Annotated in this window: 10 protein-coding genes; 4 read left to right on the forward strand and 6 right to left on the reverse strand. The window is 37.7% G+C overall.

All coding sequences use genetic code 11. The annotated features are described in order from the left end of the window. Positions 1-172 precede the first annotated feature (172 nt). The 4 genes from CGC52_RS06160 to CGC52_RS06175 form a co-directional block, all read right to left on the reverse strand. Positions 173-919, reverse strand: a complete 747-nt coding sequence (locus tag CGC52_RS06160; protein WP_013997040.1) for a DUF6261 family protein — start codon at positions 917-919, stop codon at positions 173-175. 330 nt (positions 920-1,249) lie between these two features. Next, a complete protein-coding gene (locus CGC52_RS06165; RefSeq protein ID WP_095893765.1) occupies positions 1,250-4,399 on the reverse strand; it encodes an efflux RND transporter permease subunit in 3,150 nt (1,049 codons plus the stop codon). A gap of 505 nt (positions 4,400-4,904) precedes the next feature. Further along, a complete protein-coding gene (locus tag CGC52_RS06170) occupies positions 4,905-6,002 on the reverse strand; it encodes an efflux RND transporter periplasmic adaptor subunit (RefSeq protein WP_095893766.1) in 1,098 nt (365 codons plus the stop codon). Further along, positions 5,999-6,466, reverse strand: coding sequence for a GbsR/MarR family transcriptional regulator (locus CGC52_RS06175; protein WP_052458098.1), 468 nt, complete (start codon positions 6,464-6,466; stop codon positions 5,999-6,001). The genes CGC52_RS06170 and CGC52_RS06175 overlap by 4 nt, the downstream gene beginning before the upstream one ends. A 182-nt stretch (positions 6,467-6,648) precedes the next feature. Here CGC52_RS06175 and CGC52_RS06180 point away from each other — a divergent pair, with 182 nt between their 5' ends. Together CGC52_RS06180 and CGC52_RS06185 are read left to right on the forward strand one after the other, a co-directional pair. After that, on the forward strand, positions 6,649-7,212 hold the full coding sequence (locus CGC52_RS06180) for a hypothetical protein (protein ID WP_095893767.1): 564 nt from the start codon (positions 6,649-6,651) through the stop codon (positions 7,210-7,212). 88 nt (positions 7,213-7,300) lie between these two features. Then, on the forward strand, positions 7,301-8,755 hold the full coding sequence (locus tag CGC52_RS06185) for a sodium:alanine symporter family protein (RefSeq protein WP_042009626.1): 1,455 nt from the start codon (positions 7,301-7,303) through the stop codon (positions 8,753-8,755). Between the two features lie 40 nt (positions 8,756-8,795). On the opposite strand, the gene CGC52_RS06190 is transcribed toward CGC52_RS06185, so the two are convergent. Continuing rightward, entirely contained in the window at positions 8,796-9,962 is a 1,167-nt protein-coding gene (locus CGC52_RS06190; RefSeq protein ID WP_095893768.1) for a dicarboxylate/amino acid:cation symporter, read from the reverse strand. Between the two features lie 346 nt (positions 9,963-10,308). Between CGC52_RS06190 and aspA the strand changes: the two genes are divergently transcribed. Both aspA and CGC52_RS06200 read left to right on the forward strand, forming a co-directional pair. Then, positions 10,309-11,700 (forward strand): aspartate ammonia-lyase, encoded by a 1,392-nt coding sequence (gene aspA, locus CGC52_RS06195; RefSeq protein WP_095893769.1) that lies wholly within the window; start codon positions 10,309-10,311, stop codon positions 11,698-11,700. Positions 11,701-11,864: 164 nt separating this feature from the next. Continuing rightward, positions 11,865-13,364: a GH3 auxin-responsive promoter family protein gene (locus CGC52_RS06200; protein ID WP_095893770.1), complete on the forward strand. Its 1,500-nt coding sequence runs from the start codon at positions 11,865-11,867 to the stop codon at positions 13,362-13,364. A gap of 75 nt (positions 13,365-13,439) precedes the next feature. Here CGC52_RS06200 and brnQ read toward each other — a convergent pair whose 3' ends face one another. Then, positions 13,440-14,738 (reverse strand): branched-chain amino acid transport system II carrier protein, encoded by a 1,299-nt coding sequence (gene brnQ / locus CGC52_RS06205; RefSeq protein WP_042006367.1) that lies wholly within the window; start codon positions 14,736-14,738, stop codon positions 13,440-13,442. Between the last annotated feature and the right edge of the window lie 348 nt (positions 14,739-15,086).

Raw genomic sequence — 15,086 nt, forward strand, 5'->3', positions numbered from 1 at the left:
AATAATAGAAATTATTTTTAACCGCATTTGGGGTTTAAAATCACAAAAACAAAATATGCTGTAAGTCCATTACAGCATATTGGAAGATGAAGCATAAAATTCGCTACATAAGTAAAAGCAAACGTATTGAAAAAAGCATCACTTTGTCATTTTTCTGAATTTTCAGTGGCTTTTAATTGGTATTCATTCCGTCTTTACGCACCTTTTGTCCTTGCCGTAGCTTGTAGGCGATGGTGGTATCGGTAATGAGTTTGTTTATGGAATGCACAAACGTTTTGTTTTCTTCCGATGGCGAAGCTACCGAACTGACAAAAGCCTTGGTGATGAGGTAATCATAAATCTGATTGGTTTCCTTACGCAATTGCCCAATACGGATTTGAGGAACTGAAATTTGACTATCAGCCCGATTGGCAAGTAGCTTTTTGTACTTGACATTCAGAGCGTTTAGTTTTTCAACGGCTTCTTTAATCCCTAAAGTATTCAAGTGAGGTAAGTTTGCCTCTTTGGTAAGGTCCGTAATTAAGCCCTCAATGTTTTGTGTCTTCTGTCGGATAGGCAAACTCTTAATTTTGCTGTAAGGTTTGGTAGCATTGTAGAGTTCGGTACCTGCTTTACGCCGTTTTTCAATGGGGTTTTTCAGTTCCGAACGGAAATTCATCAGCAAAAATGCGAGAATTTCATTACGTTGCTTATCAATCTCTGAAAGCTCTTTGGTTTCACTACTGATGCGACTCTGATGAGCGGCATCGGTAAGCAGTTCGATGTTGCTTTTAAATTGCTCAAAAGCGGTGTCGGCTATGCCAAGCTGTTCCAAACCTGCCTTTTCAATCAATTCCTTAGTAAAACTTAAAAACTGAGTGTACTCTGCGTTGTTGAATTTTCCAAGGTTTACCTCCTTAATTTTTAAAATCATTTCCATAGTTATGCGTTTTTAAAATAGTTAAATATACTTTGCCTTCCGTGTATTTGAGTTGGAAGGTGTTACAAATTTAGCTAAAAAAACGATTGCTTAGCATTAACGAAAAGTTAAATTTTGAGTAGCTACTCATTTTTAACGTTTTGTTATAAAATGATTTAGCTTCTGTTTAAGTAACTATGGTTTTTGCTTGAACTATTCTTTTATAAGTGCTAACTAAGGCTGTTTTTATGTTTTTAAATCTGCCCAATAAGCCCAATAAACAGTATTTTAAAGAACGTGTGAGGTGTTGTTTTGTGTCTGTATGGTAGTTCGTACCGATATAAATCTGTTTTACGCTTGGCTTTCGTGTTGTTTTTCTACGGATTTAATCCCTACTATTTTTTCTTGTAGGTGTTGGAAAACCACGAAAAGTACCGGAATGACAATCAGCCCGATGAATGTACCTAACAAAAGCCCTGTTACCGCACCTGTGGCTACCGAGCGGTTACCTGCTGCCCCCACGCCACCGGCAAATACCAAAGGTAGTAAGCCCACGATAAAGGCAAATGAGGTCATCAAAATGGGTCTGAGCCTTGCCATAGCGGCATTGATTGCCGATTTGGATAGGCTCTCGCCGTGATGCCTACGTTGTACGGCAAATTCCACGATTAAGATGGCGTTTTTAGCCAACAAACCGACCAACATAATGAGCGATATCTGAAAGTAAATATTGTTTTCCAATCCCATTGCCCATTGCCCCAAATAAGCCCCCATAATTCCGAACGGAAGTGAGCAGATTACCGCCAAGGGTAACAGATAACTTTCATATTGAGCCGATAGAATGAAATAGGTGAAAATTAGCGAAAGTGCAAAAATAACAAGGGTTTGCGTACCTGCACGTTGCTCTTCGCGAGTAAGCCCCGTATAGTCAATGCCATAATTACTATTTAAAGTTTCCGATGCCACCTCTTTTACTGCATTTAAGGCATCACCGGTACTGTATCCTTCGGCATTAGCTCCGGTTAAGGCTACCGAAGTAAACAGATTATAGCGGTTCACACTCTGCGGACCAAAGGTACGTTTGAGCGTAACGAATTGCGAAATAGGTGCCATCTGTCCGTTGGAGGTACGTACGGTAAGTCCGTCAAGGCTTTGAATGCTTTTTCGGTCATCAGGAAGTGCTTGTACCATCACTCGGAATTGTTTTCCGTACTTGGTAAAGTCTGTTGCATAGAGTCCACCGATGTAATTTTGTAGCACCGAAAGGATATGCGTAACGCTAATGCCCGATTGTGCAGCACGTTCTACGTTTATTTCCAACTGATACTGCGGATAGTTTACGTTGAAAGAGGTTTGCACGTACTGAATTTCAGGGCGTTGGTTAAGGGCTTGAAGGAACTGCTGTGTGGTGCTGTTAAGTTCGCTGATTTCGCCCCCTGTTTTGTCCAACAAAACCATTGAAAACCCTGAACTCATACCGAAACCGGGTACAGCAGGTGGCTGAAAGAAAATGACTTTGGCATCGGCAATACCTGAAACTGCCCCAAAAGCCTGACCTACGATAGCTTGTATGCTTTGCCTTGGGTCAGCTTGTCGCTCGGCGAAGGGTTTCAATCGTAAAAAACCCATTCCGTAGTTGCTTCCGGCACCTGAGATAAAACTTCTACCTGAAATTCCCGTTACCGAATGCACTCCGGGTATTTTACGAACTCGCTCCTGTACCTCTTGCAGTACGTTTGCCGTACGTTCCATCGAAGCACCGGGGATAAGCTCTACGTTCATCATCAGCATACCATTATCTTCCGTAGGAACAAACCCCGATTTCATTTTTTCGTTACTGTAATAAAGCACACCTCCTGCCACTACAAAGAGGATAAGCGTTACCCATTTGTGGCGTAAAAAGAAGGTAAATGTTTTTCCGTACCGCTTGGTGGCTGCCTCGAAAGCAAGGTTAAACTTGTGGAAAAACTTGCCAATGAAAGATTTTTCTTCATAGGCTTTATCCGGATGAGGTTTCAGTAGTAAAGCACATAGTACGGGGCTAAGCGTAAGGGCATTCACTGCCGAAATAGCAATAGCAATGATAAGTGTAATCCCGAATTGTTTGTAAAATACGCCTGTAGTTCCGCCAATGAACGTTACCGGAATGAATACCGCAGCCATTACTAAGGTTACCGAAATAATCGCACCTGTTATCTCGTGCATAGCCGATAGGGTAGAAGCCTTGGCTTTGTCGCGAGTTTGCTCCATTTTGGCGTGTACGGCTTCTACTACAATAATAGCATCGTCCACTACAATACCAATGGCAAGTACCAAAGCGAATAGCGTAAGCATATTTATAGAGTATCCGAATAGGTTCAAGAAGAAGAATGTACCTACTATTGATACCGGAACTGCTATGGCAGGAATCAGTGTGGAGCGGAAATCTTGTAGGAATAAGTAAACTACTAAGAAAACAAGTAGAAAGGCTTCGAGTAAAGTGGTTAAAACTTTGGAAATGGAAGCGTCTAAGAACTCGTTAGAGTCCATATTTATGGTGTATCCGATACCTTCAGGAAGGGCTAACTCGGCTTCTTTGAGGTATTTTTTTACATCGTTGATAATGTCACGTGCGTTAGAGCCCGGCGTTTGATAGACTCCCATTGAAACGGCAGGGTTTCCGTTATTACGTGCAAATCCTGTGTAAGACAAAGCCCCCAATTCAATATCAGCTACGTCTTTCAATCGGAGTATCTGACCGTTGTTCATTGCCTTTATCACAATGTTCTCATATTCTTGAACCTCATTATATTTTCCTTTATACTTGATTACGTATTCGTAAGAGCTACCGCTGTTCTGACCGAGTGTACCTGCTGCGGCTTCACGACTTTGGTCGGTAATAGCGGCGGTAATTTCAGCAGGGTTTAAACCATAAGCGGCTAACTTTTCGGGGTGTAACCAAATCCGCATAGCGTAATCCTTCCCACCGAACACATTGGCATCACCCACACCATTGATACGCTTTATGGCAGGAATGATATTGATGTTTAAGTAATTCTGTATAAAGATGTCGTTAATCTTATCATTAGTGGAGTAAAACGTCATAAACATCAAAGCCCCTGTGTTTTGCTTTTGAGTAACCACCCCTGCGCGAGTAACTTCGGCAGGTAAAATGGAGTTGGCACGAGCCACACGATTCTGTACGTTAACTACAGCAATATCAGGATTAGTTCCTTGCTTAAAATAAACGTTTATCGATGCCGAACCATTGTTCGTAGCAGTAGAGGTGATATAATCCATATTTTCTACTCCATTGATTTGCTCCTCTAACGGAATTACTACCGATTTCAAAACGGTTTCCGCATTAGCACCGGTATAATTTGCCGATACTTGAACCGTCACCGGAGCAATATCAGGGTATTGCGAAATGGGTAAGCCTACAATACCCAATATACCGAGTATTACAATGAGTATGGAAATCACTGTTGACATTACAGGTCTGTCGATAAATAGTTTTACCATATTTGTTTTATTTTGATTTTTTATGGTTTTATATACGGATAAACATATAAATACGATGAATTGAATGAGTTTATCTGATTTATAAAACTTATTTTTCTATAAATGATTATTGTTTGTTATTTGTTGTAACCTATCTTTATAACGGACTTACTTAGTTTTATACTTTTAAAAACTGTTATAATTTTCCGAGAAATGGATTTTTTACTTTTGAAAACGACTATATTTTTCAGATATGTCGTTTTTCACTTGTAAAAAACTTCTATAATTTTCCAAGAAATAGCTTTTTCACTTCTGAAAATGATTATATTTTTCAGATATGACGTTTCTCAATTGTAAAGAACTACTATAATTTTCGAAGAAATCGCTTTTTCACTTTTGAAAACGACTATATTTTTCAGATATGGCGTTTTTCACTTGTAAAAAACCGATATAATTTTCGGATATAGCATTTTTAATTATTGATAAACTTAAAAAATAGATTGCTTTTATCCTTTTTATATAAAAATTATCTGAAAGCAGGTTTGATGGCTTGTACTAAACTATCCATAGAAACGGGTTTCGTTTGGATTTTCATACCTGTTCGGATACCATTAAGTCCTTGCACGACTAAAATATCGCCTTTTTGCAGTCCGTCAGACACTACGGCTAAGTTATTATTTCGGTTTTTAAGGGTAATGATGACTTGTTTTACAGTGTCTTGCTCTACTTTATAGGCAAACACCAAGCCTTGTTGCTCAAAGGTGGCTACCTCCGGAATTACTAAACTATTTGCGTGTACCTCCGGAATAAGTATGGTACCGCTGTTACCATTAGTAAGCAGTCCTTCCGTATTGGGGAATGTAGCTCGAAACCGAATGCTTCCGGTGTTTTTATCAACTTGACCCGTTACGGTACTGATGGTTCCTTGGTGCGGATAGCGTTCGCCATTGGCTAAAACTAATGTAATCTTGGGCAAATTACTGATTTTTTCATTCAATGACTTGCCTTTGGCAACCTCTAAGAAGGTAATATAGTCTTTCTCATTCATAGAAAAGTAAGCATATACCTCTTTCACATCTGAAACGGTAGTCAAAACCGTGTTATTGGCACTAACCAAAGCACCTTCACGTAAGGGAATGCTACCCACTACACCTGTTACAGGGGCTCTGACTATGGCATAATCAATGTTGGCATTCACTTCGGCGTAACTTGCCTTCATCCGAGCCAAGTTGGCTTTGGCAGTTTCTAACTGTACGGAACTGATAATATTTTTGGCGACAAGAGGTTCAAGGCGGTTGACTTCCACCTGCGCTGCATCTACTGCCGATTTGGCGGCTTGAGAGCTTTGGTTAAGCGCTTGAGTTTCCAATCTAAAAAGAGGTTGCCCTTTGGTTACTTGCTGACCTTCATCAACCAACACTTGTGTAATATATCCCGATATCCGCGCTTGTACAGGGCTATTCACTTTTCCTTCAATGTTCACCGGATAAGAAAGGTGATACGTACTGCTTTGTTCCCCCACCGTGATTACCGGAAGCGTTTTTACACCTTGTTGAACTTGTTTTGGGGTGTTGTTACAGGCTGTCATTAGGCTCAAACCTGCCAAAATGAAGATTATTCTCATACGTTTTCTATTTTAAAAAGGGTTTCTTTAAATGCTTCTATACCTTGTTGTAAAAATTCTTGATGGATTTGTTTGCGTTTTAGTAAGGTCTTAGGAGTATTGGGGTGCTTTTTCGATAGGTTATTAACACGTTGTACTACGCTAAGGGTGTATTCCATCCGCTCGATGGATTGTTTTAGCCATAGTATAATATAGTCTTGATTGTAAACGAAGTAGGTTTTTCTCTCGTTGAACTTGTTAATTTCTAAAATAATCCCTTTATCGATGAGTTTACGTAGGTTCATCGAGATGGAACCCTTACTTACACCCAAGGCTTGTTGAAGTTGGTCGAAGGTAGCACCATTTCCTTCGAAGTCCAATTTCAGATAAGCACAAATTTTTGCCATAATAGGGCTTAGCCCAAAATGGTTGGTGTACAAGGTAATCAAATCTTGTAGTAAAGTATGGTCTGTGTTTTTTATCATTTTTGCGAAAAAATCATTTCGGGGCAAAAGTAGAAAAAAAAGTTTAATTAGTTCAATAAGTATTGAACTTTTTGGATGTTTTTAACTGTTAGAGGTGTGAAAAAGACGATTAAAGATGTTCATGGGTTTGTATTTTAATTTTTTTTTATATGTTTGCTTCGCTTTAATTAAAACTTATTTTCATGAAAAAAATCATTGCTACCATGTTTATGGTATTAGGACTGAATGCAGTTTATGCACAACATGTAAGTGTAGAGAAAGATCTTGTAGGCTTTCAAGCAGGATTATTGGGGGTAAATATTTACAATGAACACCGGCTTTCCGATGCTATAACTTTGCGTTCTGATGCAAGTTTACATGGAGGTTTTTGGACAGGAGCTATTTATGACAAAACGGGCTTTTTACTTGCTCCTGCTATTTCCATAGAGCCAAAGTGGTACTATGGATTGAACCGCCGTGTAAAAAAAGGAAAAAATATTAGCAATAATTCAGGAAATTATTTTTCACTTAGGACAGAATTTTCTCCTAATTGGTTTGTAATCTCTAATGATAGTAATGTAAGCAACGACTATAATGCGATTAGTGTTATACCTGTTTTTGGGATTCGCCGTAGCTTTAGCCGAAATTTTAATTACGAATTTAATGTTGGTTACGGTTATTCGACCACACTTGGAAGAACACCTAATAGCAAAGGAGGTACTTTTTGGATTAGTTTTAAAATTGGTTACGATTTCTTTAAACGTTAGTTTTCGTTGTAAAAAGCGTATCCGATAGAGTTGAATTTCCTTAACAACAAATGTCGAGTTTAAAGGCTCCGAACTTAAAGAAAAGTCTATGGAAAAATATTTTGAAATTATCAGTGGATATGTTTGGTCGTATGCCTTAATTGGTTTATGTATCTTTTCGGGAGTGTATTTCACGATTCGCACAGGTTTTTTGCAGTTTCGTTATCTAAAAAGTATGGTTCGTTTGCTTTTTAGCGGAGGTAATTCGGCACAAGGTATATCACCATTTCAAGCGTTTTCGTTGGCAATTTCAGGACGTGTAGGTACGGGGAATATTATCGGAGTTGCATCGGCAATCTCTTTTGGTGGGCCAGGGGCAGTTTTTTGGATGTGGGTGATTGCTCTTTTGGGTGCTACTTCGGCATTTGCAGAGGCTACGCTTGGTCAGGTTTACAAACAAGAAATCAAAGGACAATACCGTGGAGGCCCTGCTTACTATATCGAAAAAGGATTGGGAATCAAGTGGTATGCTGTGTTTTTTGCTTTGGTGGCAATTCTCAGTTGTGGTTTTTTGTTACCAGGTATTCAAAGTAATAGTATTGTAACCTCGCTGAATCAATCTGTACAGATTCCAAATGTAAACATAGCTGGATATGAAGTTCATACAGTAGGCGTGGCAATCATTATTCTGGTTTCGATTATTATCTTTGGAGGTGTGAAACGTTTGGGTAAAGTAACGCAAATCATAGTGCCTTTTATGGCGGTTAGTTACATTGTGATGGTTTTGATCATTATAGGTATGCATTTTTCACAAATTCCCGATGTTTTTATGTTAATAATTGATGCTGCATTCAGTAGCGAGTCTATTTACGCAGGTATAACAGGTTCGGCAATCGCATGGGGTGTAAAGCGTGGTATTTATTCTAACGAAGCGGGACAGGGAACAGCACCACACGCCGCAGCTGCATCCGAAGTAAAACACCCTGTGGAACAAGGATTGGTACAGGCATTTTCCGTTTACGTTGATACGCTTTTCATTTGTACTGCAACTGCTTTTATGATACTTTTCACAGGAAAGTACAACGTAATTAATGAAAAAACAGAAATAGCCATCGTCGAAAAGATTCCTTCTGTGGAATATAGTTTTTTTACACAAGAGGCGTTGAATATTCATTTTCCAGTTATCGGAAGTCATTTTGTGGCACTTGCACTCTTCTTTTTTGCTTTTACTACTATTTTGGCATACTACTACTATGCTGAAACTAATATCGCTTACATTTTCAAAGGGAAACGAAATGCTCAACTTTATATTTGGATTTTGCGTATCGGTTTCCTCTATGGAGTGTATATGGGAGCAATTAAAGAAGCTAAATTGGCATGGACTGTTGGGGATATTGGTGTAGGGCTCATGGCATGGGTCAATGTAGTTGCTATTTTGCTACTCAGCGGTGTGGTTATCCGCGTTTGGAAAGATTATGTTTCTCAAAGGAAAAAAGGCATAAAAAATCCAATTTTTGATCCTAAAAAATCTAATATAAAGAACAGTGATTTCTGGAATCCGTAGATTAGAAATATTTAGAATGGTGTGAGTTGGTAAATGTTGGTTATTCACCGACTTGTCTGCTACTTAATTTATTGACTATTAAGGATACTGCCCCATCACCGGTAACGTTACAAGCAGTCCCGAAACTATCCATAGCAATGTACAGGGCGATCATCAGTGCTTGTTGCTGAGCATCGAAACCAAGTATTGATTGTAGTATAGCTAAAGCAGCCATAATAGCACCACCTGGAACGCCAGGGGCGGCAACCATAATAACTCCCAACATCATAATGAATCCCGCGAATAGATCAATACTAACCGTTTGTCCATTCATCAACATTAATGCCATGGCACAGGCTGTGATTTTCATGGTGCTTCCCGAAAGGTGAATAGCGGCACATAAAGGCACAACAAAACCAGCTATTCGTTCCGAAACCCCCAATTTGATTACTTGTTGTAAAGTTACAGGAATGGTTGCTGCTGATGATTGTGTTCCCAATGCTGTGGCATATGCAGGCATCATGGTCAATAAAGCCTTCAATGGATTTTTTTTAGAGATAATTCCCGCTAGTAAAAATTGAAGTAGCAACAAAGCAATGTGCATCACAAAAATGATTCCGATGATTTTAAAAAATAGCCCCATTACAGAAGCAACCTTCTCGCTGTAGGCTATTTCAGAAAATATACTCATGATATAGATCGGTAATAATGGAATAATCACTTTTTCAATTACCAGTACAATGATGTCTTTAAAATCTTTAAGTACACCCCCTAACGTTGAGTTACTTTTTAGTGATAACCCAATTCCGATCATAAAAGCCAGTACCAAAGCACTCATCACATCCAGAATTGGCGGAATGTCGAGCGTGAAAAAAGGAGTTAATGTACGCTCAACAACTTCTGTATTTACGGTTGGACTTTCTCCTGATAGTTTTGGAAAGACTATTTTCCCTACAAAAAAAGTAGAAAATCCTGAAAATAAAGTAAATGAGTAGGCTATGATTACTGTCATAAATAGCAGTCGTCCTGCATTTTTACCCAATTCAGCAATAGCAGGCATTACCAATCCCATGATAATAAGAGGAATAGAAAATCCTAAGAAACTTCCGAATAGTTTGTTGAATGTCACAAACAAACGATTATACCATTCAGGGGCATATGATCCTACAAGAATACCAATGATAATGGCAATAAATACTCTAAATAGAAGATTATTAAATAGTTTCATTTGATTTCGGTTTATGTGAGAAATACATCTGCTACAAAAATAGTAGATCCTTTCAAAAAAGACAAAATAATTTTCAATTTAATTCAAATATATTTAGTATCTTTACACGAAATAAGGTTTAATGACTTCTAATGTTAATCGTTTTTCTTAGGTACAAAAGCAAATCGGTACGCTTATTTCTTTTTGATAATCAATCTTTTTAGGAAAAGATTTTTTAACAACAAAATATTTAAGATTATTTGCAACCATTGGTAGAATAGATGATTGCATAAAATAAAAGTGAAGCACTCGAAGTTATAGATACATGGAATTTCAAAAAAATAGATTAATAAAAAAATAAGAAAATATGTCAAAATTTAGAACTGAATCTGATTTGTTAGGTGATTTACAAGTGCCTTTTGATGCCTATTATGGGGTACAAACTCAACGAGCTATTGACAATTTCCATATTTCAGGAAGTAAAATGAGTGATTTTCCGGAGTTTGTCCGTGCCATTGCTTATGTGAAACTGGCAGCTGCACAAACCAATCACGAGTTAGGATTGTTAAGTGACTCGTTGTTGAACGTCATTTCTCAAGCGTGTAATGAATTAATCGAAGGCAAGATGCACGATCAGTTCCCTGTGGATATGATTCAAGGAGGGGCTGGTACATCTGTGAATATGAATGCGAATGAAGTAATAGCAAACCGAGCTTTACAGATTATGGGACATGGGTTGGGAGACTATCAGCATTGCTCTCCTAATGACCATATAAATTTATCACAATCAACCAACGATGCCTACCCAACTACCATAAAATTGGCAATTATCCGAATGAATCAAACCTTGATTGAGCATTTGAGATTATTGATAGCTTCATTCCGTAAAAAGGGAGTAGAATTTGCCGATGTGATCAAAATGGGACGAACCCAGTTGCAAGATGCTGTGCCGATGACTTTAGGACAAGAGTTTGAAGCTTTTGCCGCAACGTTGGAAGAGGAAATTACTCGTTTGCAATACAATGCTAATTTGTTTTTAGAAATTAATATGGGAGGAACTGCCATCGGTACGGGTATCAATGCACCCAAAGAATTTCCTGCTGTATGTGCTAAAAAATTAGCAGATTTGACAGGAGAAGCATTCGTAGCTGCGTCGAATTTAGTTGAAGCCACTCCCGATACTGGATCGTACGTAATCTACTCATCTGCATTGAAGCGTATGGCAGTTAAATTATCTAAAATATGTAACGATTTGCGTTTACTTTCTTCTGGTCCACGTGCTGGATTAAACGAAATTAACTTACCCCCGATGCAACCTGGTTCATCTATTATGCCGGGGAAAGTAAATCCTGTTATCCCCGAGGTGGTTAACCAAGTGTGTTACAAGATTATCGGAAATGACCTTACGGTTACTTTTGCCGCTGAAGCTGGTCAATTGCAATTGAATGTAATGGAACCTGTTATATGTCAGTCGATTATAGAATCTATTGTTTTTGTGCAACGAGCTATAGAGACCCTCAGAACCAAGTGCATTGATGGCATTACAGCTAATCGTGAAGTATGTTTAAATATGGTAAAAAATAGTATCGGTATCGTTACTGCGTTGAATCCACATATAGGTTACAAAAACAGCACGAAAATTGCCAAAGAAGCCTTAGAAACAGGTAAATCAGTCTATGATTTGGTTTTAGAAAAAGGACTGCTTTCGCAAGAGCAGTTGGATACAATCTTAGACCCTAAAAATATGTTGGGAATATAAACTTTTCTAAGCAATGATATTTTGGATCTACCGTAAAAGTTAAAATATTCATTTTAACTTTTACGGTAGATCTTTTCTATTTGCTTGTCTATCAATTGTTTCTGTGAGGTGTTAATAGGTAAAAAAAAATATGTATCTTTGCCAATATAAAATAAATACGTAGGATGTCACTAAAATCGTTTGGAGCCAAACTATTTGCGTCTATTGTTAAGAGAAAAATAGACAAATGGGCAAAAAGGCCTATTGAAACGCAGCAAAACGTCTTTGAGGAACTTATTCGTAGGGCAAAACATACTGCTTTTGGCAAAGATCATGATTTTGAAAATATAAAAGACCATGCCGATTTCGTTAAAAAGGTGCCTGTTCGAGATTATGAAGACTTAAAACCTTATATTCAGCGTTTGATATCGGGCGAGAGAGATGTGCTTTGGAGAGGAAAACCACTTTATTTTGCTAAAACTTCGGGTACAACCAGCGGAACTAAGTATATTCCAATCACAAAAGAATCTATGCCCTATCAAGTACAAGCTGCACGAGATGCTTTTTTGTGTTATATTCACGAAACCAAAAAAGCTAATTTCGTTAACGGTAAAATGATTTTCTTACAAGGAAGTCCTGTTTTAGAGGAAAAAAATGGTATCAAAATAGGTAGGCTATCAGGGATTTCGGCACATTATGTGCCTCAATATCTACAAAAGAACCGTGTTCCATCATGGGAAACCAACTGTATCGAAGATTGGGAAACCAAAGTAGATGCTATTGTTGAGGAAACTATTAGCGAAAATATGACCCTCATTAGCGGTATTCCTCCTTGGGTACAGATGTATTTCGAGCGACTTAAAGCAAAATCAGGTAAAAATATAGGTGATTTGTTTAAGAATTTTTCACTTTTTGTATATGGAGGGGTCAATTACGAGCCATATCGCCAAAAGTTTGAACATCTTATCGGAAGAAAAGTCGATAGTATTGAGCTTTTTCCTGCCAGCGAAGGCTTTTTTGCTTTTCAAGATACGCAAACTGAGAGAGGAATGCTTTTGTTGCTCAATTCAGGTATATTTTATGAATTTATCAAGTCTGACGATTTTTTTTCAGAAAACCCAAAACGTCTGACCTTAGCTGAGGTAGAACTGAATGTAAATTATGTGATGATTATTTCGACCAATGCTGGGCTTTGGGCATATAATATTGGTGATACTGTGCAGTTTACAAGTTTAAATCCGTACCGAGTAATTGTTTCGGGACGTATAAAACATTTTATTTCGGCTTTTGGAGAACATGTCATCGCTAGTGAAATTGAAGAAGCTATGATTCAATCTATTCAAGGTACGGAGGTGCGGGTGTCCGAATTTACGGTAGCTCCACAGGTAAATCCTTCCGAAAATCAGTTGCCTTATCACGAATGGTTTGTCGAATTTGAAAAAGAACCTGATAATATGGCAGATTTCGCCTCGAAATTAGACAATTTCCTACAGCAAAAGAATTCATATTACTTCGATTTGATTCAAGGAAAGGTACTACAACCTTTGAAAATAACTAAAGTTGCCAAAGATGGATTCGTACGTTATATGAAACAAAGTGGTAAATTTGGAGGACAAAACAAAGTACAACGTTTGGCTAATGACCGAAAGATTGTTGAGCAACTAGAACTTGAAAATTTAAAATAAAAACTTTGACAGGAGTTCTACGGTTTGTCATAAAATTTCGATAAAGTACGAAAAAGCATTTTTCTATTTACTTTTTTAATTTTGATTTCGATCCAAAGCAGTTCCAAAGACAAAAGCTATTAAGGATGGTAATAACCATTCTAAGCTATATTCCTGTAATGGTAAATAGGATTTTAGAGTGCTTAACAACTCTTTTTGCATATCCAAATTGATTCCTACGGAAATTAAAGAAACGATAGCGGTAGTAATGATACTTGCTACGTAGGGTTGTCGTATTTTTACGTATCGACCAAAAAGTAATAAATATAGTATTAATGCAAAGACAATCGGGTAGATGAACAATAATATGTTGACAGCATATTTTATAATAGCATCTACTCCGTTAATGGATAAGACTACCGAAATCAGTGTGCAAAGAATAACGCTCAAACGATAAGGTATTTTTCCGTGTGATATTTTTTCAAAAATGCTTCCAGTGGCCGTAGTCAATGCAATTGCCGTGGTTAAACACGCGAAAGCAATAGCAATAGCTACTACGAAAGTTCCTTTTTCTCCCAAGATGGAGGAGGAAATGTGCAATAGCAATTGCGTACGGGTACTGTTATCTTGCATTGGAAAATCGGTTGTAGCTCCCAAGTAAATTAATCCTCCATAGATGAGAAGCAATGAAATAGTAGACACCAGTCCTGCGGCAAGTGTTATCCTACTTCGTTCATTCTCAGAAGAGAACCCTTTGTCAATAACAGCTTCAATTATGACTCCTGCAAAAATTACGGATGCTAGTACATCTAATGTTTGGTAACCTTCAACAAATCCGAAAGAAAAAACCTCGGTTGCGGTCATTGTGCTTTCAGTAATGACATCAGGAGGGTTTATGACTCCCAGAACTACTAACAGTACCAATGATAGCAATAAAAAAGGGGTCAGAAACTTACCGATAATATCCACTGTTTTGGTTTTTGAAATTGATAATAGAAATACTGTTCCAAAAAATAGAATAGCGAAAACAACATTGCTAAATGAAGGAAAAGACGGTTGCACTCCAATTTCAAATACAGTGGCTCCTGTGCGTGGGATTGCTACTAACGGCCCGATACACAAGATGATTAGTATTGCCAACACATTGATTAACTTTGGATGAGTTCTATATCCCAAATCCGTAAACGAAAGTCCTGATTTTGAAATAACAAGTACACCAAGAAAAGGAGCTAAAATGGCTGTTAGGAAAAATCCTACCAATGCCATTAGCCATTCATCGCCTGATTGAAGTCCTATGAAAGGAGGTAAAATCAAGTTTCCAGCTCCAAAAAACATAGCAAATAAGGCAAATCCAACAGTGGTTATAGTAAGAGTTTTATTTTTGTGTGTTTTCATTCTTTAAGGTATAAAAGGTACTTATGTTTCTGCAAAAGTAAAAATAAAAAGGGTCACTTGAAATTTTTGTGATGTAAACTTCTTAAATTCCATTAGTAAGTGCAATTTTTTGGGATAGTTTTTCTCTCTTTTTCTTTGGGCTAGCCCAAAGAAAAAGAGAGAAAGTAAAAAAAACTTTCTCCCTTCAAAACAAAAGATTTTCTATTTAGGGAACTCAAAATTGAATTCACAGAAAAATTACTAAAGCCATTTCATTTGGTCTGTGAACAATTGCAACTTACAGATTTCCAACCTTCAACAAATCGTTTAATAGCATCAATTCCTTTTATGGCAAAAAGGGCAGTTACT

The organism is Capnocytophaga sp. H2931 (genome assembly GCF_002302535.1).
In the GTDB taxonomy this organism is placed as follows: domain Bacteria; phylum Bacteroidota; class Bacteroidia; order Flavobacteriales; family Flavobacteriaceae; genus Capnocytophaga; species Capnocytophaga canis.

Coding starts and splice junctions, on each gene's coding strand:
- CGC52_RS06165 (WP_095893765.1), bottom strand. CDS start 4,399: ATGGTAAAACTATTTATCGACAGACCTGTAATGTCAACAGTGATTTCC.
- CGC52_RS06170 (WP_095893766.1), bottom strand. CDS start 6,002: ATGAGAATAATCTTCATTTTGGCAGGTTTGAGCCTAATGACAGCCTGT.
- CGC52_RS06190 (WP_095893768.1), bottom strand. CDS start 9,962: ATGAAACTATTTAATAATCTTCTATTTAGAGTATTTATTGCCATTATC.
- CGC52_RS06160 (WP_013997040.1), bottom strand. CDS start 919: ATGGAAATGATTTTAAAAATTAAGGAGGTAAACCTTGGAAAATTCAAC.
- CGC52_RS06180 (WP_095893767.1), top strand. CDS start 6,649: ATGAAAAAAATCATTGCTACCATGTTTATGGTATTAGGACTGAATGCA.
- CGC52_RS06185 (WP_042009626.1), top strand. CDS start 7,301: ATGGAAAAATATTTTGAAATTATCAGTGGATATGTTTGGTCGTATGCC.
- CGC52_RS06175 (WP_052458098.1), bottom strand. CDS start 6,466: ATGATAAAAAACACAGACCATACTTTACTACAAGATTTGATTACCTTG.
- aspA (WP_095893769.1), top strand. CDS start 10,309: ATGTCAAAATTTAGAACTGAATCTGATTTGTTAGGTGATTTACAAGTG.
- CGC52_RS06200 (WP_095893770.1), top strand. CDS start 11,865: ATGTCACTAAAATCGTTTGGAGCCAAACTATTTGCGTCTATTGTTAAG.
- brnQ (WP_042006367.1), bottom strand. CDS start 14,738: ATGAAAACACACAAAAATAAAACTCTTACTATAACCACTGTTGGATTT.